The 23610-nt window shown below is 69.3% G+C and carries 19 protein-coding genes and 3 pseudogenes; 13 read left to right on the top strand and 9 right to left on the bottom strand.

The window, feature by feature from the left end; genetic code table 11:
- Positions 1 to 76 precede the first annotated feature (76 nt).
- On the top strand, positions 77 to 1480 hold the full coding sequence (locus BN971_RS04135; RefSeq protein ID WP_090349819.1) for a wax ester/triacylglycerol synthase domain-containing protein: 1404 nt from the start codon (positions 77 to 79) through the stop codon (positions 1478 to 1480).
- Positions 1481 to 1798: 318 nt separating this feature from the next.
- Positions 1799 to 2083: an ANTAR domain-containing protein gene (locus BN971_RS04130; RefSeq protein WP_085181670.1), complete on the top strand. Its 285-nt coding sequence runs from the start codon at positions 1799 to 1801 to the stop codon at positions 2081 to 2083.
- 73 nt (positions 2084 to 2156) lie between these two features.
- Here BN971_RS04130 and BN971_RS04125 read toward each other — a convergent pair whose 3' ends face one another.
- Entirely contained in the window at positions 2157 to 2906 is a 750-nt protein-coding gene (locus BN971_RS04125) for an IclR family transcriptional regulator (protein WP_090349817.1), read from the bottom strand.
- 66 nt (positions 2907 to 2972) lie between these two features.
- On the opposite strand from BN971_RS04125, the gene BN971_RS04120 reads away from it, so the two are divergent.
- The gene (locus BN971_RS04120; RefSeq protein ID WP_085181672.1) at positions 2973 to 4313 is read left to right on the top strand and encodes an FAD-binding oxidoreductase; all 1341 of its coding nucleotides are present in this window, start codon (positions 2973 to 2975) and stop codon (positions 4311 to 4313) included.
- Positions 4313 to 5128, top strand: coding sequence for a DAPG hydrolase family protein (locus BN971_RS04115; protein WP_085181673.1), 816 nt, complete (start codon positions 4313 to 4315; stop codon positions 5126 to 5128). Before BN971_RS04120 ends, BN971_RS04115 begins: the two co-directional genes overlap by 1 nt.
- Positions 5129 to 5150: 22 nt before the next feature.
- Here BN971_RS04115 and BN971_RS04110 read toward each other — a convergent pair whose 3' ends face one another.
- The 3 genes and pseudogenes from BN971_RS04110 to BN971_RS04100 all read right to left on the bottom strand — a co-directional run.
- Positions 5151 to 5600, bottom strand: a complete 450-nt coding sequence (locus BN971_RS04110) for a DUF6941 family protein (RefSeq protein WP_085181674.1) — start codon at positions 5598 to 5600, stop codon at positions 5151 to 5153.
- Between the two features lie 155 nt (positions 5601 to 5755).
- On the bottom strand, positions 5756 to 6100 hold the full coding sequence (locus tag BN971_RS24910) for a DUF732 domain-containing protein (protein ID WP_085181675.1): 345 nt from the start codon (positions 6098 to 6100) through the stop codon (positions 5756 to 5758).
- Positions 6101 to 6209: 109 nt separating this feature from the next.
- A pseudogene (locus BN971_RS04100) lies at positions 6210 to 7451 on the bottom strand (DUF4407 domain-containing protein); the annotation flags it as partial.
- 190 nt (positions 7452 to 7641) lie between these two features.
- Between BN971_RS04100 and BN971_RS04095 the strand changes: the two are divergent.
- Positions 7642 to 8199, top strand: coding sequence for a hypothetical protein (locus tag BN971_RS04095; protein ID WP_085181677.1), 558 nt, complete (start codon positions 7642 to 7644; stop codon positions 8197 to 8199).
- A 73-nt stretch (positions 8200 to 8272) separates the two neighbouring features.
- Positions 8273 to 8701, top strand: coding sequence for a type II toxin-antitoxin system Rv0910 family toxin (locus tag BN971_RS04090; protein WP_211279821.1), 429 nt, complete (start codon positions 8273 to 8275; stop codon positions 8699 to 8701).
- A 25-nt stretch (positions 8702 to 8726) separates the two neighbouring features.
- Here the strand turns inward: BN971_RS04090 and BN971_RS04085 are convergent, their stop codons facing one another.
- The 4 genes and pseudogenes from BN971_RS04085 to BN971_RS04070 form a co-directional block, all read right to left on the bottom strand.
- Positions 8727 to 8999: a hypothetical protein gene (locus BN971_RS04085; RefSeq protein WP_085181678.1), complete on the bottom strand. Its 273-nt coding sequence runs from the start codon at positions 8997 to 8999 to the stop codon at positions 8727 to 8729.
- A 156-nt stretch (positions 9000 to 9155) separates the two neighbouring features.
- Positions 9156 to 9626: a nuclear transport factor 2 family protein gene (locus tag BN971_RS04080; RefSeq protein WP_085181679.1), complete on the bottom strand. Its 471-nt coding sequence runs from the start codon at positions 9624 to 9626 to the stop codon at positions 9156 to 9158.
- Between the two features lie 16 nt (positions 9627 to 9642).
- Positions 9643 to 9828, bottom strand: a pseudogene (locus BN971_RS04075) (LLM class F420-dependent oxidoreductase); the annotation flags it as partial.
- A pseudogene (locus BN971_RS04070) lies at positions 9825 to 10688 on the bottom strand (4-alpha-glucanotransferase); the annotation flags it as partial. The pseudogenes BN971_RS04070 and BN971_RS04075, both read right to left, overlap by 4 nt.
- A gap of 400 nt (positions 10689 to 11088) precedes the next feature.
- Between BN971_RS04070 and eccB the strand changes: the two are divergent.
- Positions 11089 to 12606 carry a type VII secretion protein EccB gene (eccB, locus tag BN971_RS04065; protein ID WP_085181682.1) on the top strand — a complete coding sequence of 506 codons (1518 nt, stop codon included), beginning with the start codon at positions 11089 to 11091 and terminating at the stop codon, positions 12604 to 12606.
- Positions 12603 to 16769 carry a type VII secretion protein EccCa gene (gene eccCa, locus BN971_RS04060; RefSeq protein ID WP_085181683.1) on the top strand — a complete coding sequence of 1389 codons (4167 nt, stop codon included), beginning with the start codon at positions 12603 to 12605 and terminating at the stop codon, positions 16767 to 16769. Before eccB ends, eccCa begins: the two co-directional genes overlap by 4 nt.
- A gap of 52 nt (positions 16770 to 16821) precedes the next feature.
- Here the strand turns inward: eccCa and BN971_RS04055 are convergent, their stop codons facing one another.
- A complete protein-coding gene (locus BN971_RS04055) occupies positions 16822 to 17997 on the bottom strand; it encodes a cytochrome P450 (protein ID WP_085181684.1) in 1176 nt (391 codons plus the stop codon).
- A 221-nt stretch (positions 17998 to 18218) separates the two neighbouring features.
- Between BN971_RS04055 and BN971_RS04050 the strand changes: the two genes are divergently transcribed.
- The 5 genes from BN971_RS04050 (at position 18219) to BN971_RS04030 (ending at position 23586) form a co-directional block, all read left to right on the top strand.
- Positions 18219 to 18413 (top strand): ferredoxin, encoded by a 195-nt coding sequence (locus tag BN971_RS04050; RefSeq protein ID WP_085181685.1) that lies wholly within the window; start codon positions 18219 to 18221, stop codon positions 18411 to 18413.
- A 490-nt stretch (positions 18414 to 18903) separates the two neighbouring features.
- A complete protein-coding gene (locus BN971_RS04045) occupies positions 18904 to 20142 on the top strand; it encodes a PPE family protein (RefSeq protein ID WP_085181686.1) in 1239 nt (412 codons plus the stop codon).
- Positions 20143 to 20309: 167 nt separating this feature from the next.
- Positions 20310 to 20609 carry a PE family protein gene (locus BN971_RS04040; protein ID WP_085181687.1) on the top strand — a complete coding sequence of 100 codons (300 nt, stop codon included), beginning with the start codon at positions 20310 to 20312 and terminating at the stop codon, positions 20607 to 20609.
- Between the two features lie 12 nt (positions 20610 to 20621).
- A complete protein-coding gene (locus BN971_RS04035) occupies positions 20622 to 21845 on the top strand; it encodes a PPE family protein (RefSeq protein WP_085181688.1) in 1224 nt (407 codons plus the stop codon).
- Between the two features lie 484 nt (positions 21846 to 22329).
- Positions 22330 to 23586, top strand: coding sequence for a PPE family protein (locus BN971_RS04030; RefSeq protein ID WP_085181689.1), 1257 nt, complete (start codon positions 22330 to 22332; stop codon positions 23584 to 23586).
- The last annotated feature ends 24 nt before the right edge of the window (positions 23587 to 23610 follow it).

Raw genomic sequence — 23610 nt, 5'->3', positions numbered from 1 at the left:
GGACCAAAGTCCTTGTCTGGCAATAACCTGCTGACCTTTGCCGCCTGCGGCCGTAGGTTGAGGCCGGGAGCGACTGATGACTGCATTCATGCGTGCGAGCGACGCCTTCACCTGGGCGATGGAAACCGATCCGCGATTGCGGTCCACCGTGGTCAGCGTGGTGCTGCTCGACGGGCCGCCGGACTTTGACGAGGTCCGCGAACGCTTCGACCTGATCAGCCGCAAGCTGCCGATGTTTCGGCAGCGCGTGGTGCAGTCGCCGGCGCCGGCCCCGCCCCGCTGGGAGTATTACCGCGGCTTCGAGCTCGACTACCACGTGCGGCGCGCGGCCGCCCCCGCGCCCGGCACCCTCGACGCCGTGCTCGAAATGGCCCGGGTTGCCGAGATGCAGGATTTCGACCGGGCCCGGGCGCTCTGGGAGACCACCGTGGTCACCGGCCTGGACAACGGCGGTGCGGCGATGATCTGCAAGTTCCACCACGCTCTCACCGACGGCGTCGGGGGCGTGCAGATCGCGATGAACCTGTTCAGCCTCTCCGCGGACTCCCACGGCCACGAGTCCCTGCCGGCCGAGCCGCGGGTGCCGGGTTCGTCCACGTTCAGCGGGTACCGCGACACGTGGCGGTACGACGCCTACGCCGCGACCGGCAAGCCCGGCTGGTTCCTCTTCGACGGGTTGGTCAAACACGACCTGCGCACCGGAGGCCTGGAGCGAATTTCCTTCGGCGACGGCGTCTTTGGGAGCGAGACCGCGACGGCCCGCTCGGCGGCGGCCACGGCGGCGTCGGTCTACCGGACGGTTCGCCCGATCAACCGGCCCGGGTCGCCGTTGGTGACCGAGCGGGGCCTGACCCGGCGGCTCGGCGTGCACGAGGTGCCGATGCCGCTGCTGCGGGAGGCGGCGCACCGGTGTGGCGGTGCGCTCAACGACGCGTTCGTCGCCGGGGTGGCCGGCGGGCTGCGCCTCTATCACGAGAAGCACGGCGTCGCCGTGGGGGACCTGCACCTGACGATGCCGATCAGCCTGCGGACCAACGCCGACGACATGGGCGGCAACCGGATCACCCTGATGCGGTTCGACGTGCCCGTCGGGGAGGCCGACCCGGCGGCGCGGATCCGGGCCGTGCATCAGCGCACGGGCGCCGTGCGCGACGAACAGTCGCTGCCCTACACCCAGCTGATCGCGGCGGCGCTGAACCTCATGCCGCGGTGGTACATCGGCTCGGTCCTGCGCCACGTCGACTTTCTGGCCAGCGACGTGCCGGGGGTCCCGGTGCCCGTCTACCTGGGCGGTGCCCCCGTCCGCGCCCAATACGCCTTCGGTCCCACCATCGGCGCGGCCGTCAACGTCACGCTGCTCACCTACGTCGACACCTGCGCGCTGGGCGTCAACGTCGACACCACGGCGATACCCGACTTCGACGTCTTCCATGCCGCGCTGGTCGCGGGTTTCGACGAAATCCTCTCGCTGGCAAGCTGATTGGATCCGGGCGGCGGATCGCCCGCCCTGGCGACGCGGCGCCGCGACACGGCAACGTCTGCGACAACACGCCGATATGTGGCGCAGCCGTTCATGTCTCGAGGGCCCTGGGCGTGGGCTCACGGGCGATTCCGAAACGATCACAAGCCCGTATCGATATGGGCCCATGGGCTAGCACGCGGCGCGAGTTCGGCAAATCATTGCACGAAGCGCCTTTTTTGAGGATCTTTCAGCCGCGACGACGCGTAAATGTAGGGGACTCCTCTTCCGCTATCGGGCGGCGGACTTCGCTGGGGCGCAACAGGAGGTAACCACAGCATGATGGCCAACTGGATTCCCGCCCATTCGAGTGGACCACACTCCGGTCGCATCCTCGACACCGCGCGGGGCATTCTCATCGGCCTTCGCCGCTGCCCCTCGGAGGCCGCCTTCAACGAATTGCACGGCGCCGCAATCCGGCACAAGGTGCCCGTCTTCGCGATGGCCTGGGCGCTCGTGCACCTGGCGGGCGACGGCGAGAAGACGCCCAGCTTCCTCGACGCGCAGTCCGCGGCCCGCCGCGAGTGGGGCCCGCTGTTCGGCAAGGCCGCCATGAGCCGCTAAGTTGGCGCGGCCGGGATTCTCCTGGGGGGTATCGCGGCCGCGCCAACTCAGCCAACTCGGTGCGGCGCCCGAGTCAGCGCGTCCAGGCCGGCGAGTCGGCGGCCGCGCGCAGCGCCGCGGTGATGAGCCCCTCCTTGGCGCGGAAGCGTTCGCTGGGCGCCGGCACCGAGATCGCGACGACACCGCCACCCGCGACGCGCCGCGCGATGGCTGCCGCGGAAATGCCCGGTGTGTGCTCGTCGCGGTCGAAAGCCATACCGGTGTCGCGGATCACGTCGATCTCGCGGCGCAGACCGTCGCCGACCTCGGGGCCGAATCGTGACAGCACCGCCAGGGCCTCGGCGTCGTCGAGGACCGCGAGCGCCGCCTTCCCGTTGGCGGTCGATTCCAGCGGGAATCGCATCCCGACCGCCGAGACCGCCCGCAGGCGATGCGTCGATTCGATCTGGTCGACGAACGACATGCGCCGGCCGCGCAGGACCGACAGGTCCACGGTCTCGCCGTCCGTCGCGCGGGCCACCTGTTCGATCGCCGGCCGGAAGAGCGCGCAGATCTGCGCCGAGTCGGTGGCGCCCCCCAAACCCAGCAGCCGGTCGCCCAGCGAGAACCGTCCCTGCGCGTCGACACTGGCCAACCCGACCTCGACCAGGCCCACCAGCAGCCGGCGAGCCGTCGACTTGGCCAGGCCGAGCCGCTCGCCCACGTCGACCAGGCGCAGCTGTCCCGGTTCGGCGGCGATCTCGTCCAGCGCCGCCGCGGCGCGACGTAACACCTGGATGCCCTCGTCGCGACCAGTTGGCAAACTTGCTTCCCCGCGCGGCACGGCTCCACTATAGTGACCGCATTGCGGATCGCAAAGATCCGCAATGCGAAACCAGAGGAGCCGGCGATGAGCGCGCTACCGTCCGGGCGGCACTTTTTCCGGGGCGACGACGGGTACGAGACCGCCCGCCGCGGAACGGTTTGGCACCAACGGGTTCCCGATCGCTACCCCGAGGTGATCGTGCAGGCCGTCGGCGCCGACGACATCGTCGCGGCCCTGCGCCACGCCAGGGCCAACGGCTACCGGGTGAGCGTCGTCTCCGGCGGGCACAGCTTCGCGGCCAGCCACCTGCGCGACGGCTCCGTGCTGATCGACGTCAGCCGCCTCGACCACGCCGCGATCGACGCCGAGAAGATGACGGCCGTGGTGGGCCCGGGCAAGGGCGGCAGCCTGCTGATGGCCGACCTCGAGGCCCAGAACCTGTTCTTCCCCGGCGGCCACTGCAAGGGTGTCTGCCTGGGCGGTTATCTGCTGCAGGGCGGATACGGCTGGAACAGCCGGGTATATGGCCCGGCGTGCGAGAGCGTCATCGGCCTCGACGTCATCACCGCCGACGGCGAGCAGGTGCACTGCGACCAAGACCACCACCCCGACCTGTACTGGGCGGCCCGCGGCGCCGGCCCGGGCTTCTTCGGCGTCGTCACGTCGTTCTACCTCAAGCTCTACCCGCGGCCGCGCGCCTGCGGCACCAGCGTGTACCTCTATCCGTTCGACCTGGCCGAAGAGGTGTTCACCTGGGCGCGCGCCGTCAGCGCCGACGTCGACCCGCGGGTGGAACTGCAGGCCGTGGCCTCCCGCGGCGAACCGAACATGGGCATCGACGACCCGGTCATCTCGTTTGCATCCCCGGCGTTCGCCGACTCCGACGAGGAGGCCGAGAAGGCGCTCGCACTGTTCGGCAGCTGCCCGGTGGCCGAGCAGGCGGTCCTCAAAATCCCTTACATGCCAACCGATTTGCCGCAATGGTACGACATCGCGATGAGCCATTACCTGTCCGACCACCACTACGCGGTGGACAACATGTGGACCTCGGCGTCGGCCGAAGAGCTGCTGCCCGGCATCCGGACGATCCTGGACACCCTGCCCCCGCATCCCGCGCACTTCCTGTGGCTGAACTGGGGCCCGTGCCCGCCCCGCCAGGACATGGCCTACAGCATCGAGGCCGACATCTACCTCGCGCTCTACGGCTCGTGGAAGGACCCGGCCGACGAGGCGAAGTATGCCGACTGGGCGCGGTCCAACATGGCCGCGATGTCGCACCTGGCCGCCGGCATCCAACTGGCCGACGAGAACCTCGGCCAGCGCCCGGCCCGGTTCGCCAGCGACCAGGCGATGGCGCGCCTCGACACGGCGCGCGCCGCCTACGACCCCGACGGCCTGTTCAACAGCTGGATGGGGCGGCTCTGATGGCGGGCGAGCTGTACCTCGGCTACCGCGGAGACGACGCGAACACCCCGTTCGGCAAGTTCTTCCGCCCCGAGATGGCTCCGCTGCCGCGGCACGTCGTCGAGGCGCTGCAGCACGGCCCGCAGGGCGGGATGGCGTTGCCGGCGTTCGACGACGCCGCCGGCGTCGCCGAGGAGGGCTACCAGCGGACCGAGAACGGCTACGGGGTTCTCGAGGACGGCAGTTTCCAGGTGTCGGTACGCACCGACATGCCCGGCGTGACGCCGGCCATGTGGACCTGGTGGTTCGGTTGGCACGGCTGCGACACCCGCCGCTACAAGCTGTGGCATCCGCGCGCGCACCTGTCCGCGGCGTGGAAGGACGGCGACGACGACGCGGCCGGCCGCACGGGCGCCCGGCGTTACGTCGGGCGCTGGTCGATGATCAGCGAATACATCGGCTCGAACCTGCTCAACGGGGCGATCCAGTTCGTCGAGCCCACGGACATGGGCTGCCCCGCCGACAGCGCCGACGCGGTGGCGATCTGCGCCCGGCTGGGGTCCGGCGACGCGCCGGTGGACGTCGGCTGGTTCATCCATCACATCCGCTCGACGCCGTCGGGGGCCGAAATGCGGTCCCGGTTCTGGATGGGCGGGCCCCACATCGCCGTCCGCAAGGCCCCGGGCGTCGCGTCGCGCGCGGTCCGCCCGATCGCCTCGCGGATCCTCGGCAACTCCGAATCCACCGCCCGCAACCTGCTCGTGCACTGCGCGCAGGAGATGAACCACCTGGCCGGGTTCCTGCCGGAGTTGCACGCGGCTTTCGGCGACGAGTGAACCCCCGGCCGCGAAAGCGCGGCTACGCCGACGGGACCGGCGGGTGCGGGGCCGCCAGCGCCACGAAGGCCTCGACGGCGGTGGCCTGCTCGAAACCCTCGACCTCCACCCGCCACTCGTAGATTCCCGGTTCCAGCGGAATGCCGGCCGGGATGTTGAGGGTCATCGGCATGCGCACCGACGTCCCGTGGATCGCCCCGGGAGGGCGGCCGGCCTCCGCCGCCGCCTCGAAGGAGATTCGCTGCGGTCCCTGCGGCCCCATCACCACCACCGGCTCGCCGTCGGTGGTGAGTAGCTGGCAGCTCAGCTTGTGCTGCTTGTTGGTTTCATCCCAGTCGATATCCAGGAAAAGCACCAACGCGAAAGGGGGAGTGGGTGTTTGACATTGCCGCCAGCCCAACCCGAGCGCGTGCACCTTTCCCGATTGCGCGTCGGCCTGGGCCGCGTCCGCGAGGAACAGGCTGACCTTCATGCGTCGGCCGACGTAAGGGCCGAAATTCTGGCCGAAACGAGGGCCGATCTTCCCGTTCTCACCGAGACCTACCGTCCTCCCTTTGCCGGCGCCTGGAGGAGATCGTAACCTGCTCTGTTCGGACGCGGCCGGGCGACGGTTTTCCAGAAACGGCGCTAGGCGTTGCCGCTCTTCGGCGGGGGAGCCGAGTCGCCGCCGCTCAGCTTCTGCGGGCAGTAGGACTGGGCCGCCAGAGCCGCGAACTTGGCGGCGCCGTCACCCTCGAAGCCGGGGTTCTTGTCCTGCAGGTTCTTGACGATGTCGGCGCCCTCCATACCCCCGTCGGCCAGATCACAGACCGACTTGGCGGCCGATATCGCCCGTTCGGGGCTCATGTACACGAGCCCGGCCTGGTTGAGGGTGGTCAGAAAGGCTTGATCCTTGGCGGTTATGTCGGCGTTCGCCTGGGCAGCCGTCCCGATCGCCAGGGCGACGCCCGCCATCAACAGCGCAGTCTTCATAGTTTTGTGATTGTTGCAAAGCGCTGCGGGGATCGCACCCGTTGCGACCAACGGGAGCTTAACGGCGGATTGCCTGCCAATGAAAAGTGCGGGCAAAGTGGGGGCAAAGTGCGGGCAAAGTCGGAGCAATGTGAAGTGCCCTGTGCCGCAAGCCGATTCGGCGCACGGCCGCCAGCGCGGCCGCCTCCGCCTCCGCCGCGATCGGCAGGTACATGTCTTGCGCACCCGGCTCGAACTCGCGCTCCGAGGACGCGCGCACGGCCTCCCCGAGGGCATCCTGAACCCGGCGGCGTTGCTGTTCGCGGTCGATTTCGAGCTGCGCCTCGACGGCCAATCGGGCCTGCGCCAGTCGATGCTCGGCCCACAGGATCTCGGCCTCGCGGCGAACCTCGGCTTGCTTGACGGCGATGGCCGTGTCCGCATCCAGTTCGGCGCGTTCGCGCTCCGCGCTCGCCGACGCCCGGTGGTGGTCCAACGTATGCCTGCGCCACAGCGCCAGAAGCAGGGGCAGCAGGTAGAGCAGCGCGCACGACGCGATGATCGCCAGCCGCAGCGTCAGCGCCCCCACATCGGCCAGCGTGAGGTCGTTCATGGCCGACCAGCGCGCGCCGAGGCCCCGACGGGCGTCGCCCACCTCACGTGCGCGGGCGGCGCTGAGGTTCTGCTGTTCGGACACGATGGCGGCGTCGAGGCCGGGCGCCCGCCGGTCGCGATCGGCCAGTGCATCGTCCAACTGGCGCTGGGCGTCGGCGAGAAGGTCATCGGCGGTGCGCGTTTCGGGCCCGGCACCGGGAATGCCGGTGATCCGGGTCTGCGGGCAGGCCGGTGTCGGGTGGTATTCGCAGCGCGCCACGACCAGGGCCGCGTCCTGGCGTTCGCGCGCCCGCTCGACGCCCGCGTCGAGTGCGGCGCGGGCATCCCGGCTCTGTTGCAGGGACGCCGCCGCCTGCGCGACGGCCGGGGTGGCGTCGGCGTCGCGCAGCGCCCTTTGGTCGAGACGGTTGTCGACCGAGCGGGAAAACACGACCAGCGCGGCGAGTTCGCCGACGACGACGCCGAGCGCCACCGCGACGGCCGCGCGCCCCGCGATGCCGCGCCACCCCCGGTCGGGTATGCCGGCGACGCCGCGCGTGACCACGCCGACCAGCAGGCCGAAGAGCAGCGTGAGCGGCAACACCACCAGCACGGGCCACCGCACCGACTCGGTGACCGCCGCCGACGCGACCAGCCACGCGAACGCGGCTCCGAGCGCGGCCGCCCCGACCACCGTGCGGGCGGAGGGGGTTTCCCTGATTTTGTGGGCCCCGATCACGCGTGAAACACCTCCCGGCCATCCAGGCTCCCAGGCCACCCGGCGCGACACCGAATCGAATCGCCCGCCTGTGGCGTTGTTCACAACACCGGGCCGGATGGGGAACACGCCGTCGTGGTATCCCTCGGCTTTGCTCGCCCGGCGGGTCTCTGGCCACCTCCGACGGGATTTCCGCGACGCGAGCGGATCAACAACGGTTCCGGCGAGGGACGTGAGACGGTATAAGCCTATGCAAAACCTCGATTTTGTCAGCTACGAAGAGTTCGGCCGCCGATTCTTCGAGGTCGCGGTCACCCCCGAGCGCGTCGCCGCCGCCTTCTCCGACATCGCGGGCAACGAGTTCGCCATGGAGCCCATCGCCCAGGGCCCCGGCAAGATCGCCAAGGTCAGCGCGAACGTCAAGATCCAGGAGCCACAGGTCACCCGGCGGCTGGGCGACACCATCACGTTCACCATTCACATCCCGCTGTCGATCGACCTGCTCCTGGATCTGCGGGTCGACAAGCAGAGATTCGTCGTGTCCGGCGACATCGCGCTGCGCGCGACGGCGCGGGCGGCCGAGCCGTTGCTGCTGATCGTCGACGTCTCCAAGCCCCGGCCGTCCGACATCACGGTCAACGTGTCGTCGAGTTCGCTGCGCGGGGAGGTGCTGCGGATCTTGGCCGGCGTCGACGGCGAGATCCGGCGCTTCATCGCGCAATACGTCGCCGAGGAAATCGACGCACCGCACTCGCAAGCGGCCCAGGTCATCGACGTCGCCCACCAGCTGGAGCAGGCCTGGCCGTAACCGGCCGGTTTTCCCTTTCGCGCGCCCGGGTACCTCAGGTGGAGGCCGGGGACATATCGGGAGGGGATCACACGTGGCACGGGTCAACGTTTCGATGGCATCGGATCTGGATCCGGAGGCCGCCTGGAAACTGGCGTCGGACCTTCGGCGGTTCGACGAATGGATGACCATCTTCGGCGGCTGGCGCGGGGAGGTCCCCGACACGGTTCAGAAGGGGACCCGCGTCGCGTCGTGCATCAAGGTCAAGGGCTTCCGCAACGTCATCCACTGGCAAGTCACCCGGTACGACGAACCGAAACTGGTTGAGCTGCAAGGCCGAGGGCGCGGCGGCGTGCGAATCGGCGTGACGCTGCGGATCGACGGCGATCACGGCGGGTCGGACCTGCAGCTGAGCGCGGATCTGCGCGGCGGCGTGCTCAGCGGGCCCGTCGGCGGCCTGGTAGCCCGTGTGCTGCGGGGCGACGTGCGGCAGTCGGTGAACAATCTGGCCGCCCTGCAGTGACAGGCCGGCCGCCCATACCGGTGACCTAACGCGCCGGGTGGTGCTGGACCAACCAGTCGCGCTCGGCCTGACGAAACCGCCTGCGGTCCATCGAAAGCCACGCCAGGCCGGCCCCGAGGGCCAGCAGGGCGACGATGCCCGCGGCGACACCCGCGCCGGCGTGTCCCAGCGCGAACGTGGCGACGCAGACCGCGAACGACAGCGCCGCCGCCGCGACGGTGAGCAGTCCCGGCGCGCGGGGCGAATCCTGATCGGGGGTCCAATCCTGGACGGGAGTGGGGCGCGTGATCTGCCCCATGGGCCTCTCCTTTGCTGTCACTCTGCGGGGTTGAGCGATGACGGCGATATACCCGGAATGCCTTCCCAACAAACGGCTTCGGCCCACCGCGCAACCCCGGGACTCGATGAAAGTTGTATTCGGTGAAAGTGCAACAGGCGGGCGGCCTTTCGGCGGCTAGTCCGCGTCGCGCGGGAGCAACCGGCGCGTGCGGCGGGTCTCGATGGCGTTGATCGTCAACGCGCGCCGGCTGATCCGCCACCCCTCGTCGGTCAGCTCGTACTCGTCGTCGTAGCGCAGATGCCAGACCAGGTCGACGACCTCGTCGCCGCGGCGGTCCCAATGGTGCGCGACGCACGCGACACGCCCCACGGCGCCGCCCTGACGCACCGCGGCGTCGTAGACCTCGCCGACGATCGCGTGTTCGGTCCGGGCGACCGCGGCGACGGCGGCGACCGCGACGGCGATCGCGTCGCGGCCCCGGTGGCGGTGGACCGGTCGCAGCTGCGCCGGCGGCTCGGGAACCGTCAATTCGGCCTCGGCGGTGAAAAGCTGTGCGACGAAATCGAATTGACGATCGTCGACCCCCGCGGCGTAGCGGTGCACCAGATCGCTGAGGGCGCATCGGGCGTCGGCCGACAGGGTCATCGCGGACCGGACCGGTTCACTCGGTGAGCGACAGTCGTTGGGCGCACGCGCTCAGCATGTCCTTGGCCTGCTCGATATCGGAGGTCGGCGGCATCCCCAGCACGATTCGGTCGGCGCCCTGGGCGGCCAGGCCGCCGGCGCGCTCGGCGTCGATCTTGGTGACCAGGTGTCCCAACGACACCTCCAGCGCGTCGGGGTCGCGCCGTCGCGGTCGATGGCGTCCAGCCGCCGGGCCCGCCGCTGCACGTCGGAGCGCAGCCGGCGGACCCGGCTGCGCTTGAGCAGGTCGGCGAACTCGGGGATGGCCTCGACACGCAGATACAGCGGGTTGACGAAGCGGCGCGAGGTGGGCAGGTACGGCGAGGGTTCCATCGGGCTCGTCGGGCCGGAGGGCGCCGCCGCGTGCAGGGGGTTGACCACGAGAAAGTCGGCGCCGTGGCGGGAGGTCGACCACACCGCCAGGTCGGTCAGGTCGGTGAGGTCGCCCACCCCCCAGGACCGCTTCGAGCGCACGCTGTAGAGCTGGGTGGCCAGGCCCCAGGCGCGGCGGGCGCCGAGCCGCTCGGGCAGCCCCAGCCAATCGGGGGTCATGATCAGCGCCGTGCCGGCTTCGACGCCGCGGGAGCGCAGGCACACCCGGTGGTAGCCGATCGGCAGCCCGGCGGGCAACACGAAGCTGGCCTCGCCGACGAGCCGCCCGTCCAGGTTGAAGGGCGGGGTGAAGTTGTCGACCTGTTGGACCCCGCCGCCGCGGGTGCCGTCCTCGAGCTCCAGCCACACCTCGGCCGGGTCGCCGTGGGTCACGTGTGCCCAAAACCTGGTCTGCGCCCCGGGGCGCCCGACGATGGTCGGCGGCAGGGGGCGCGCCCAGTACGACCGCAACAGCTCGAACAGGGCATCGTTGCGTTCCTGCTCCGTGCGGGCGGGGACCCCGAGGGCGGCGAGCACGGCGACCAGCGTGGTTTCGGGGACGGGCACCCGCCGCCCGGTCCAGTCGTCGTACTCGGTGGCGATGCCGTGTTTGTGGGCAAGTTCGACCAGCGACGGGGCGAGCTCAGTCATAACGGTCATCTTGCAGCGTCGGAGGCAGAACGGCCCGGCGTGCGAGTTTTGCTGCGCGGGCGGCGCTCACCCGTGTGTTCGCTGAAGGCGACGTTTGGCAGGACGAGCCGGCCGTTCGCCGCTACGATGAGGTCGTCGAGTCCGGTCGGGGGGTAAGTGGGGCACACGGAACGCGCGGGCCGGCGGCGCACGCCGCGGCCGCGAGCGGCTCTGACCCCGACAACCCCGAAGGTGGCGGGTTCGGGAACAGCGGCATATGTAATAGAGGACGAGAAATGGCGCCGCGTGGCGAGGTGGGTGCGGGTGCCTTACGGTTGTGACGGTTGTGGAAGCAATTCGCGCCGGGCAAATCCCGAGGGACTTTATCCAGGCGTTCTAGCAGACCGGATGGTGAAATAACGTGGCGGAAGAGAGTCGCGGGCAGCGCGGGTCGGGCTATGGCCTCGGGTTGTCGACGCGGACGCAGGTCACCGGCTACCAGTTCCTGGCCCGCCGGACCGCGATGGCGCTGACCCGGTGGCGGGTCCGCATGGAGATCGAGCCGGGTCGGCGCCAGACGCTGGCCGTGGTGGCGTCGATCTCCGCGGCGCTGGTGATCTGCCTGGGCGCGCTGCTGTGGTCGTTCATCAGCCCGTCCGGCCAGATCAACGAGTCGCCCATCATCGCCGACCGGGACTCCGGCGCGTTGTACGTGCGCGTGGGCGACAAGCTGTTTCCGGCCCTGAACCTGGCCTCGGCGCGGCTCATCACCGGCCGCCCCGACAACCCACACCTGGTCAAGGGAAGTCAGATCGCCAACATGCCGCGGGGGCCGCTGGTCGGCATCCCGGGCGCGCCGACGAACATGACGCCCAAGACACCGCAGGCCTCGTCGTGGCTGGTGTGTGACACCGTCGGCGGCTCGACCGGGGTGGCATCGCCGTCCGGCGTAACCGTGACGGTGATCGACGGCAACCCCGACCTCACCAACCACCGCCAGGTGCTCAACGGCTCGGACGCCGTGGTGCTCAGCTACGGCGGGGACGCCTGGGTGATCCGGCAAGGGCGCCGGTCGCGGATCGACTCGACGAACCGGTCCGTGCTGTTGCCGCTGGGCCTGACCCCGGAACAGGTCAGCATGGCCAAGCCGATGAGCCGCGCCCTGTTCGACGCGCTGCCGGTCGGTCCCGAGCTGGCGGTCCCGGAGATCCAGAACGCGGGCTCCCCGGCGGCCTTCCCGGGGGCGCCCGGGCCGATCGGCACGGTGATCGTCACCCCGCAAATCAGTGGGCCGCAACAGTATTCGCTGGTGCTGGCCGACGGCGTGCAGACGCTGCCGCCCCTGGTGGCGCAGATCCTGCAGAACGCCGGGCCGGGCAACACCAAGCCGGTGACGGTCGAGCCGTCCGCGCTGGCGAAGATGCCCGTGGTGAACAAGCTGGACCTGTCCTCCTACCCGGACACGCCGTTGAACGTGATGGACATCCGGGAGAACCCCGCGACGTGCTGGTGGTGGCAGAAGACCTCCGGTGAGAACCGCGCCCGCATCCAGGTCATCTCCGGGCCAACCATCCCGGTGGCGCAGAAGGAGATGGGCCGGGTGGTGTCGCTGGTCAAGGCGGACACGACCGGCCGCGAGGCCGACCAAGTCTACTTCGGTCCGGACTACGCGAACTTCGTGGCGCTCACCGGCAACGACCCCGGCGCCAAGACGATGGAATCCCTGTGGTGGCTCACGGACGCCGGCGCCCGGTTCGGCGTGGACGACAGCCGCGAGGTGCGTGAGGCGCTGGGCCTGAAGACGGCGCCGAGCCTGGCACCCTGGGTGGCGTTGCGGCTGCTGCCGCAAGGCCCGACCCTGTCCCGGGCCGATGCGCTCGTGGAGCACGACACCCTACCGATGGACATGTCCCCTGCAGAGTTGGTGGTACCTAAGTGAAACGTGGGTTCGCGCGGCCGACACCGGAGAAGCCTCCGGTCATCAAGCCGGAAAACATCGTCCTACCGACCCCGCTGAGCATCCCGCCGCCGGAGGGCAAGCCGTGGTGGATCGTGGTCGTCGGCGTCGTGGTGATCGGTCTGCTGGGCGGCATGGTCGCCATGGTGTTCGCCAGCGGATCACACGTCTTCGGGGGCGTCGGGGCCATCTTCCCGATCTTCATGGTCGGCGGCATGATGATGATGATGTTCCGCGGCGCCGGCGGCCAGCAGCAGATGAGCAGGCCGAAGCTGGACGCGATGCGCGCCCAGTTCATGCTGATGCTGGACATGCTGCGCGAGACCGCGCACGAGTCGGCCGACAGCATGGACGCCAACTACCGGTGGTACCACCCGGCGCCCTCCACGCTGTCCGCGGCGGTCGGATCGTCGCGGATGTGGGAGCGCAAGCCCGACGGCAAGGATCTGAACTTCGGGGTCGTCCGGGTCGGCGTCGGCATGACCCGCCCCGAGGTGACCTGGGGTGAGCCGCAGAACATGCCGACCGACATCGAGCTGGAGCCGGTGACGGGCAAGGCGCTGCAGGAATTCGGCCGCTACCAGAGCGTGGTCTACAACCTGCCCAAGATGATCTCGCTGCTGGTGGAGCCGTGGTACTCGCTGGTGGGGGAGCGCGAGCAGGTTCTGGGGCTGATGCGCGCCATCATGTGCCAGCTGGCCTTCTCGCACGGTCCCGACCACGTGCAGATGGTGGTCGTCAGCGCGGATCTCGACGAGTGGGACTGGGTGAAGTGGCTCCCGCACTTCGGTGACCCCCGCCGCCAGGACGCCGCGGGCAACGCCCGGATGGTGTACGCATCGGTCCGCGAGTTCGCCGCGGAGCAGGCCGAATTGTTCGCCGGCCGGGGATCTTTCACGCCCCGGCACGCCAGCTCGTCGGCGCAGACCCCGACCCCGCACACGGTGATCATCGCCGACGTCACCGATCCCCAATGGGAGTACGTGATCAGCGCCGAGGGCATCGACGGCGTCACCTTCTTCGACCTGACCGGCGGCCCGATGTGGTCGTCGGTGCCGGAGCGCACGCTGCGCTTCGACGAGCGGGGCGTCATCGAGGCGCTGCCCCGCGACCGCGACACCTGGATGGTGATCGACGAGAAGCCGTGGTTCTTCGCGCTCACCGATCACGTCAGCGTCGCCGACGCCGAGGAGTTCGCCCAGAAGCTGGCGCGCTGGCGGCTCGCCGAGGCCTACGAGGAGATCGGCCAGCGGGTCGCCCACATCGGCGCCCGCGACATCCTGTCCTACTACGGCGTCGACGACCCCGCCGCCATCGACTTCGACGCGCTGTGGGGGAGCCGCACGGACTCGATGGGACGCTCGCGGTTGCGGGCCCCGTTCGGCAACCGCTCCGACAACGGCGAGCTGCTGTTCCTGGACATGAAGTCCCTGGACGAGGGCGGCGACGGCCCGCACGGGGTCATGTCCGGCACCACCGGTTCCGGTAAGTCGACCCTGGTGCGGACGGTGATCGAGTCGCTGATGCTCGGCCACCCGCCCGAGGAGCTGCAGTTCGTCCTGGCCGACCTCAAGGGTGGGTCGGCGGTGAAGCCGTTCGCCGGGGTGCCGCACGTGTCCCGGATCATCACCGACCTGGAAGAAGACCAGGCGCTGATGGAGCGCTTCCTGGACGCCCTGTGGGGCGAGATCGCCCGCCGCAAGGCCATCTGCGACAGCGCCGGCGTCGACGACGCCAAGGAGTACAACTCCGTGCGGTCGCGGATGCGCGCCCGCGGGCAGGACATGCCGCCGCTGCCGATGCTCGTGGTCGTCATCGACGAGTTCTACGAGTGGTTCCGCATCATGCCGACCGCCGTCGACGTGCTGGACTCGATCGGCCGTCAGGGCCGCGCCTACTGGATCCACCTGATGATGGCGTCGCAGACCATCGAAAGCCGCGCCGAGAAGCTCATGGAGAACATGGGTTACCGGCTGGTGCTGAAAGCCCGCACCGCCGGCGCCGCGCAGGCGGCCGGCGTGCCGAACGCGGTCAACCTGCCCGCGCAGGCCGGCCTCGGGTACTTCCGCAAGAGCCTCGAGGACATCATCCGGTTCCAGGCCGAGTTCCTGTGGCGTGACTTCATCCCGCGCGGCATCACCATCGACGGCGAGGAAACGCCGGCACTGGTGCACAGCATCGACTACGTTCGCCCGCAGCTGTTCACCAACTCGTTCACCCCGCTGGAAGTGAGCGTTCAGGGCCCGGACGTCCCGCCGGCCATGTTGACCAATGGCTCCAACGGTGAGGCGCTCGACGCGGCCGAGGACGAGGACGAGGAGGGGATCCGCGTCCCCAAGGTCGGCACGGTGATCATCGACCAGCTGCGCAAGATCCAGTTCGAGCCCTACCGGCTCTGGCAGCCGCCGCTGAACCAGCCCATCGCCATCGACGAGCTGGTCAACCGGTTCCTCGGCCACTCCTGGCAGCAGGACTACGGCACCGCGCGCAACCTGGTGTTCCCGCTCGGGATCATCGACCGGCCGTTCAAGCACGACCAGCCGCCGTGGACGGTCGACACCTCCGGGCCCGGCGCGAACGTCCTGATCCTGGGCGCCGGCGGCTCGGGCAAGACCACGGCCCTGCAGACGCTGATCTGCGCGGCCGCGCTCACCCACACGCCCGAGCAGGTCCAGTTCTACTGCCTGGCCTACAGCAGCACCGCGCTGACGACCGTGGCCCGGCTGCCGCACGTCGGTGAGGTGGCCGGACCCACCGATCCCTACGGCGTGCGCCGCACGGTGGCCGAATTGCTGGCGCTGGTCCGCGAGCGCAAGCGCACCTTCCTCGAGTACGGGATCGCCTCGATGGAGGTGTTCCGTCGCCGCAAGTTCGGCGGGGAGCCCGGGCCGGTGCCCAATGACGGGTTCGGCGACGTCTACCTGGTGGTCGACAACTACCGGGCGCTGGCCGAGGAGAACGAGGTCCTGATCGAGCAGGTCAACGTGATCATCAACCAGGGCCCGTCGTTCGGCGTGCACGTGATCGTCACCGCCGACCGCGAGTCGGAGCTGCGGCCGCCGGTGCGCAGCGGCTTCGGGTCCCGCGTCGAGCTGCGCCTGGCCGCCGTCGAAGACGCCAAGCTGGTGCGGTCGCGGTTCGCCAAGGAGGTGCCGGTCAAGCCGGGCCGCGGCATGGTCGCGGTCAACTACGTCCGCCTCGACGCCGACCCCCAGGCCGGTTTGCACACGCTGGTGGCCCGGCCCGCACTGTCCAGCACGCCGAGCAACATTTTCGAGTCGGACAGCATCGTCGAAGCGGTCAGCCGCCTCACGAGCGCCCAGGCACCGCCGGTGCGCCGGCTGCCCGCCATCTTCGGCGTTCAGCAGGTGCGCGAGCTCGCCGCCCGCGACACCCGCCAGGGCGTTGGCGCCGGCGGAATCGCTTGGGCCATCTCGGAATTGGACCTCGCGCCGGTCTATCTCAACTTCGCCGAGAACTCGCACCTGATGGTGACGGGCCGACGCGAATGCGGCAAGACCACGACGCTGGCCACCATCATGTCCGAGATCGGCAGGCTGTATGCCCCGGGTGCGACCGCGGCGCCGACCCCACCGGCGCCGGGGCAGCCCTCGGCCCAGGTCTGGCTTGTCGACCCGCGCCGTCAGCTGCTGACGGTGCTCGGCTCGGAGTACGTCGAGAAGTTCGCCTACAACCTCGACGGCGTGAACGCGATGATGACGGAGCTGGCGGCGGTCCTGGCCGGCCGCGAACCGCCACCCGGCCTGTCGGCGGAGGAGTTGCTGTCGCGGTCGTGGTGGAGCGGTCCCGAGATCTTCCTCATCGTGGACGACATCCAGCAGCTGCCAACGGGTTTCGACTCACCGCTGCACAAGGCCGCGCCCTGGGTGAACCGGGCGGCCGACGTCGGCCTGCACGTGCTCGTGACCCGGACCTTCGGTGGCTGGTCGTCGGCCGGCAGCGACCCGATGCTGCGGGCGCTGCACCAGGCCAACGCGCCGCTGCTGGTGATGGACGCCGACCCCGACGAGGGCTTCATCCGCGGCAAGATGAAGGGCGGCCCGCTGCCCCGCGGCCGTGGCCTCCTCATGGCCGAGGACACCGGCGTCTTCGTCCAGGTGGCGTCGACCGAGTTCCGCAAGTAGTCCGTCAGGTTGAGTTGAGGCCGGCCGGGGCAATGCCCGGGCCGGCCTCAACTCACTTCCAGCTCAGGGGCAACTGCATGAGCGCGAAGGTCTTCGACGGGAACTTGATCTCGGGGGCGTAGTCCGCGGGCAGCTCGAAGTCGGGGATCTGCCTGAGCCATTCCCTGACGATGACGGTGAGCTCGATCCGCGCCAGGTGCGAACCCAGGCAGCGGTGCGGACCGCCGCCGAATCCCCAGTGCCGGTGCACCTTTCCGTCCATGACCAGCTCGTCGGTGGACACCGCGTCGGTGCCGTCACGGTTGATCGCGGCCATGCACAACCGGACGTGGCTTCCGGGTGGAAGGGTCATGCCGCCGATGTTGACGAAATCGGTTGTCACCCGAGGCGCGACCGGCGCCGACGGCTCCAGGCGGACGATCTCTTCGATGAAAACCCTTATCTGCCTTGGATTGTCGCGCAGCTCCACACGCAGCTCCGGCCTGCGCGCCAGCTCGAACAGCGAGAACCCGATCGCCGCCGTGACGGTGTCCAGGCCCGCCAGGATCAGCAGATGGCTCATGCCCAGCAGCTCCAGGTCGGTGAAGTCGCCCTCGCCGGTCATCACCTGCGACAACATGTCGGAGCCGGGCGTCTCGCGGCGCTGCCGGATCACGTCGCTGAGATAGGCCAACAGGTCCTCGCCCTTTTTGATGTCCTCTGCGCTCAGATACGGCTTGTCGGCGATGACAGCGTCTTTGAGGGCGATCAGGTAATCGCGGTCCTGAAGCGGCAAGCCGTAGAGGTCGAGGAATACCTGAAACGGGTACAGGCGGGCGAAATCCGCCATCACCTCGCATTCGCCACGGGCCGCGAGCTCGGCGATCATCTCGGCGGCGTGGCGCTCGAGGACCGGGCGGGACTTACTCAACCCGTGCGGACTGAAGTAGGGCTGCAAGATCTTTCGGTACCGGGTGTGCTCCGGCGGGTCGAACGCCAAAGGCACCACCGGCAGCGGGTAGCCGGGGGGCTGCAGGGCCAGCCGCGAGGAGAAGACCTTGGGGTTGCGCAGCGCGGCGAGCACGTCCTCGCGGCGGGTTATGTAGTACTGGCCGTTCATGAACACCACCGGGCCGGCGTCCCGCAGCGTCTTCCAGCCCACGCCGCGGTCGGCTGACATCGGCAGCTTGTAATATTCGAGCCGCGGTAGATGGAAGGTGCCTGGCTGGCTCTCGCCGGGGGTGCTCATGCCTGTGGATCTCCGCTTGGTCTCTGGTATTGGTGTCAGCCGGGCCCCGGGTGGCGCTGTGTGGGCGCCCATTCCGGTGGCACACCAATATCGCATGTGCCGCAACGGGTCACCAATTTGTCGACAGATGTGACTCGCCGGTCATCGCTGAAGACAAATCTTCTAGACTTCATCGAGCGACGAATCTACCGGCGATTCGCCATGGCCAAGAAGGAAGCCGCGTGAGGGTCCGTCTCGATAAGTCCAGGTGCGTGGGCCATGCCCAGTGTTTTGCCGTCGATCCGGACCTGTTTCCCATCGACGCCTCCGGCTATTCGCTCGTCGAAGAGCACGAGGTGCGACCCGAGGACGAGCAGGTGACCCGCGACGGGGTGGCCTCCTGCCCCGAGATGGCGCTCATCATCGAAGAGGATTGACGACGCGGATTGACGTTCGCCAGCTGAGCTCCAAGCGAAATGCAGGTGAACGCCCGGTTGCTCCAAATGAACAGTGGTTGACCGGGATTGAACAATCGCTGGCCTCCAATGAACAGTTGGCGTCGGGCGTCCGCGACTCCGGATCGAACAACTAATGTTCTCCACGAGCGACAGTTCGGGCAACGTAGGGCTGTCGCTCGGTTGCTGACAATGGGTAATCGGGCCAGATTGTGCGTGTCGTTCGTGCTGACGCAACCGGGAATCCCGGTGCGGGGTCGCCTATCCGGGCACAGCGAACGGGTGCGCAAAGCCAAACCCGATAATCCAGCGCTGATTTGCCGATCGACAGATCGAAGTCAGCCGGCGACCTACAACGGGCCAACGCAGTCCCGGGGGAGCCACCTCTGAGGAGGTCGCTCCCAGGACTTGCAACAGTTGTGGTTGAGGGCCGCGATCGCCATGGCGATCGCGGGCGACTGAGGAGGACGCGGTGTTCGACTTCGGAGCGTTGCCGCCCGAAATCAATTCCGGTCGGATGTATGCGGGCCCGGGGGCCGAATCGATGATGGTCGCCGCGACGGCGTGGGACGCGCTGGCGGCCGAGCTGGCGACGGCGGCCAGCGGCTACAACTCGGTGATCACCGAGTTGACCAGTTCGCCCTGGGTGGGTCCGTCGTCGACGGCGATGGTCTCGGCGGTCCTGCCGTACGTGAGCTGGCTCAGCACGGTGTCGGGTCTGGCCGAGGAGAGCGCCAGTCAGGCGCGGGCCGCCGCGGCGGCGTTCGAGTCGGCGTTCGCCATGACGGTGCCACCGCCGGTGGTCGCGGCCAACCGGGTCTTGCTGATGTCGCTGATCGCCACCAACTTCTTCGGTCAGAACACCCCGGCCATCATGGCGACCGAAGCGCAGTACATGGAGATGTGGGCGCAGGACGCCGCGGCGATGTACGGCTACGCCGCGTCGTCGGCCGCCGCCACGGTGCTGACGCAGTACCAGTCGCCGCCGAACACCTCGACCCCGGAGGGCGTGGCCAATCAGGGCCTCGCGGTCGCCCAGGCCGCCGCGCAGCCGGCCGGCAACTCCGGGCAGACGGCCGCGGCGGCCGCCCAGACCGTCTCCGTTCCGGACTTGCTGGGGCAGCTGTCGACCTGGAGCGCGAGCAACTGGCCATTCTCGATGATCCAGAGCCAGATCCAGGACTTCCTCACGTACGGTTTGCCGACGCCGACCAACAACTGGTTCGGGCTGACGCCTGGCATTTACACCGCGATCATCAAGCAGACCCTGCAGGCATATTTCGGCGTCGGTATCGGGAACTTCGGCTGGTCGATCGGACAGCAGCTCACGTTCGGCGCCGGCACGACGGCCGGTGCCGGCGGTGCGTGGATCCCCACTCCACAGTTCGCCGGCCTGCACCTGGGCGCCATCAGCGGCGTCAGCTCGGTCAGCGGCAACACCGGTGGGGCCATGCTGGCCAGCGCGGGCTCGGCCGGCAAGGTCGGGATGTTGTCGGTTCCGTCGTCGTGGACCAACGCGACCGCGGAGGTGAGCCTGGCCAGCGCGGTGACGGAGGAGACCCCTGCAGCCGGCGCCGGGGGACCCGCCACCAACGCCATCTTGCGCGGCATGCCCATGGGGTCCGTGGGACGGCGGTCGGCCGGCTACGGCTACACCAACAAGTACGGGTTCAAACACAGCGTCCTGACCCGACCACCGTCGGCCGGATGAGCACTCCAGATGAACACCAGTTGTCCACCAATGAACACTTGGCGCTAAGGAGGCGCTACCGGAAGCGATCCAATTAGTCTCACTAGCAAGCCATGTCCCGACCAGGACAGCATCCCTTTGTGAAGGCTTTTGAAGGTCACCGAGCCCGAGTATGAGGAGGAACTTAGATGTCGTTTGTGACGACGCAGCCCGAGGCACTTGCTGCGGCGGCGGGCACGTTGCAGGGTATCGGCTCGGCGTTGAGCGCTCAGAACGCGGCCGTGGCCGCCCCGACGACGGGGGTGGTCCCCGCGGCCGCCGATGAGGTCTCGGCGCTCACCGCGGCGCAGTTCGCCGCGCACGCCCAGATGTACCAGGCCGTCAGCGCGCAGGCTGCGGCCATCCACGAGATGTTCGTCAACACCCTGGGCGTCAGCTCGGGGTCGTACGCGGCGACCGAGGCGGCCAACGCGGCCGCGACCGGCTAGGGGGTAGAGGACATGTCAATCGATCTTGGTGCGTTGCCTCCGGAGGTCTCCTCCGCGATGATCTATTCGGGTCCGGGTTCGTCGTCCCTCATGGCGGCGGCCTCGGCATGGAATGGGCTTGCGGCCGAACTCAATTCGGCGGCCATGGGCTACGACAAGGTGGTCACCACGCTGGCCGGCGAGGAGTGGTTGGGGCCCGCGTCGGCGTCGATGGCCTCCGCGGTCCAGCCTTACGTGACCTGGATGACCACCACGGCCACCCAGGCCGAGGAAACCGCCGCCCAGGCTCAGTCGGCGGCGGCGGCTTACGAGACCGTGCTGGCCTCCGTGGTGCCGCCCCCGCTGATCGCGGCCAACCGCGCCGCGTTGTCGCAGGCGATGTCGACCAACATCCTGGGCCAGAACAACGGAGTCATCGCCCAGCTCGAGGCGCAGTATGGCGAGTTCTGGGCGCAGAACGCCTCGGCGCTGTACAGCTACGCCGGCCAGTCCGCGGCGGCGACCAAAGTGACGCCGTACCAAAACGCCCCGACCATCGTGAACCCGTCGTCCACCACCACCCAGGCCGCGGCCGTGACCGCTGCCCAGGCCACCCCGGCGGCGTCGCTGCAGCAGACCCTGCAGGGGTACCTCACCCAGATCCAGAGCCAGCTGGGGCTGCTGGCCTCGCCGGCCGGGACCACGAAACTGGTGACCCAGTTCGGCACGGACAACCCGCTGCTGACCGAACTCTGGTTCCTGTTCAGCGGCCAGACGGTGCTTCCGAGCAACTTCGGCACGCTCCTCAGCGGTTACAGCAACTACGCGAGCTTCTTCTACAACACCGAGGGTCTGCCGTACTTCAGCGTCGGTATGGGCAACTTCGGTGTGCAGATGGCCAAGACCCTGGGAGCGATCACCGGCCCGGCTGCCGCCGCGGCCGCGGTACCCAAGGCGCTGCCGAGTCTGGGCGGCCTGCTGGGCGGCGGCGCGGGCGCCGCGGCGCATCTGGGCAGCGCAACCTCGATCGGCAAGCTGTCCGTGCCGGCCACCTGGGCGTCGGCCGTCGGGCCGGCGACCGGCCACGTCGGGCCCCAGCTGGTCAGCACCGTCAGCGCCGCACCGGAGAGCGCCGGAACCGGAAATCTCCTCGGCGGCATGCCGCTCGCCGGGGTGGGCTCGGGGGCCGGACACGGCGCCGGACCGCGCTACGGCTTCAAGCCCACCGTCATGGCCCGTCCGCCCGTGGGCGGCTAGCGGTCGCACGTCCATACGTCACTGCCGGCGTCGCCATCGGTCGCGCCGGCGGTGACGTTTGGCGTTGTGGGGATGCTCGGGCGCCCCGGGCCCCGGCCGACCCCCACCCTTAGGCCGCCCGCCGGCGAACCCCGGAGCGGCTTTATCTGCGGCGGGATTTTTTGTCTGACGCGTCCCGACTCGCCCCGCCCGCGGCGCCCCGCGAACCGCCGGGCGCGCCCGGTCGGCACCGGCTCCGCCGCCCTGCGCCCCACGCATTCACGCTGGTGAGGCCGCCTCGCGGCCGCCGTTTCCCGGCGCGCGGCGCGAATCCCGTACGGGCCGCCTCACCCGGTGCCCGATGGCCGCCGCGTCAGCGCCGGGCGAATCGCGCGACCGGGGCCGCCGGTCGCGGGCAACTAGCCTCGCTAGCTAGCAACCTCGGGTCATTCGAGTCAAACAGCTTGTGGGGAAACACATGTCAGTCGAGTCCGGCGGATCCTAGATGGACTTTGGGGCGTTGCCACCGGAGATCAACTCGGGCCGGATCTACGCCGGTCCGGGTTCGGGGCCGATGATGGCCGCCGCCTCCGCCTGGGATGGGCTGGCCGCCGAGTTGAGCTCCACGGCGACGGGCTACACCTCGGTCATCGCCGAACTCACCGGCTCGCCCTGGCTGGGACCGGCGTCACGTTCCATGGCTGGCGCGGCAACGCCGTATATCGCTTGGCTGAATTCCGCGGCCACGGCGGCCGAGGAGGCCGGTAGCCAGGCCCGGGCCGCCGCCGCCGCCTTCGAGACGGCCTTTGCGCTGAGCGTTCCGCCTACCGTGATCGCGGCCAACCGCGCGCTGTTGGCGACGCTGATCGCCACGAACTTCTTCGGCCAGAACACGCCCGCGATCGCGGCCACCGAAGCGGACTATGCCGAGATGTGGGCCCAGGACGCCACCGCGATGTACGGCTATGCGGGCGCCTCGGCGATCGCCACTCAACTGAGTCAATTCACCGAACCCACCCAAACCACCAACCAAGGGGGACTGGCCGCCCAGTCGGCCGCGGTCGGTCAGGCCGTCGCGACTCCGGCGAGCTCCACCGCGCCGGCAGCAGCCGTGACGACTCCGGCGTTGGCAGTGTCGCCCGACACGATCAGCCTCACGTCGATATTCACCTCGATAAACCAAGTGCTGAACCAGCTTTCGTCGCAGGCGTCGGCGGTCGGGCTCAATCCCAGCCAGTGGTGGGTCGTCCAGCAACTGGGCCAGCTGACCATCAGCATGCGGACCAGTCTGGGTCGCACCTACGACTTGACGTACTTCAGCGGGAACATGGCGTCGATGTTCACCTCGATAAACCAGCAGTTGACGTTCGGGCCGGGGGGCGCGACCGCCGGCGCGGGCGGGGCCTGGTATCCGACGCCGCAGTTCGCCGGCCTGCACCTCGGCGCCATCAGCGGCGTGAGCTCCGTGAGCGGCAACGGCGGCGGCGCGATGGCGGCAAACCTGGCGTCCGCCAACAAGATCGGCGGCCTCTCGGTCCCGTCGGGGTGGACCACGTCGCCCGGTGCGGCAGCGGACGTGACCACACCGGCGGCCACACCGGCGATGGACGTCGACTACACCAGCGGTTCGCACGGCGACGCCAATGGACTGCTGCGCGGCATCCCCGTCGGCGGCGGCGCTCGACGCGGCGGCACCGCCTGGCCGCCCCGCGAATACGGATTCAAGCGCAGTGTGCTCGTCCGCCCACCATCGGCCGGATAACGCAGATGACCTCGATCGGCGACA

Source organism: Mycobacterium bohemicum DSM 44277 (assembly GCF_001053185.1).
Taxonomy (GTDB): Bacteria; Actinomycetota; Actinomycetes; order Mycobacteriales; family Mycobacteriaceae; genus Mycobacterium; species Mycobacterium bohemicum.
This window is presented reverse-complemented; position numbering and strand designations above follow the sequence as displayed.

Excerpts from the sequence above, each read along its gene's own strand:
- BN971_RS04135 (WP_090349819.1), top strand. The coding sequence starts at position 77 with ATGACTGCATTCATGCGTGCGAGCGACGCCTTCACCTGGGCGATGGAA.
- BN971_RS04130 (WP_085181670.1), top strand. The coding sequence starts at position 1,799 with ATGATGGCCAACTGGATTCCCGCCCATTCGAGTGGACCACACTCCGGT.
- BN971_RS04120 (WP_085181672.1), top strand. The coding sequence starts at position 2,973 with ATGAGCGCGCTACCGTCCGGGCGGCACTTTTTCCGGGGCGACGACGGG.
- BN971_RS04115 (WP_085181673.1), top strand. The coding sequence starts at position 4,313 with ATGGCGGGCGAGCTGTACCTCGGCTACCGCGGAGACGACGCGAACACC.
- BN971_RS04110 (WP_085181674.1), bottom strand. The coding sequence starts at position 5,600 with ATGAAGGTCAGCCTGTTCCTCGCGGACGCGGCCCAGGCCGACGCGCAA.
- BN971_RS24910 (WP_085181675.1), bottom strand. The coding sequence starts at position 6,100 with ATGAAGACTGCGCTGTTGATGGCGGGCGTCGCCCTGGCGATCGGGACG.
- BN971_RS04095 (WP_085181677.1), top strand. The coding sequence starts at position 7,642 with ATGCAAAACCTCGATTTTGTCAGCTACGAAGAGTTCGGCCGCCGATTC.
- BN971_RS04085 (WP_085181678.1), bottom strand. The coding sequence starts at position 8,999 with ATGGGGCAGATCACGCGCCCCACTCCCGTCCAGGATTGGACCCCCGAT.
- BN971_RS04080 (WP_085181679.1), bottom strand. The coding sequence starts at position 9,626 with ATGACCCTGTCGGCCGACGCCCGATGCGCCCTCAGCGATCTGGTGCAC.
- BN971_RS04055 (WP_085181684.1), bottom strand. The coding sequence starts at position 17,997 with ATGAGCACCCCCGGCGAGAGCCAGCCAGGCACCTTCCATCTACCGCGG.
- BN971_RS04040 (WP_085181687.1), top strand. The coding sequence starts at position 20,310 with ATGTCGTTTGTGACGACGCAGCCCGAGGCACTTGCTGCGGCGGCGGGC.
- BN971_RS04035 (WP_085181688.1), top strand. The coding sequence starts at position 20,622 with ATGTCAATCGATCTTGGTGCGTTGCCTCCGGAGGTCTCCTCCGCGATG.
- BN971_RS04030 (WP_085181689.1), top strand. The coding sequence starts at position 22,330 with ATGGACTTTGGGGCGTTGCCACCGGAGATCAACTCGGGCCGGATCTAC.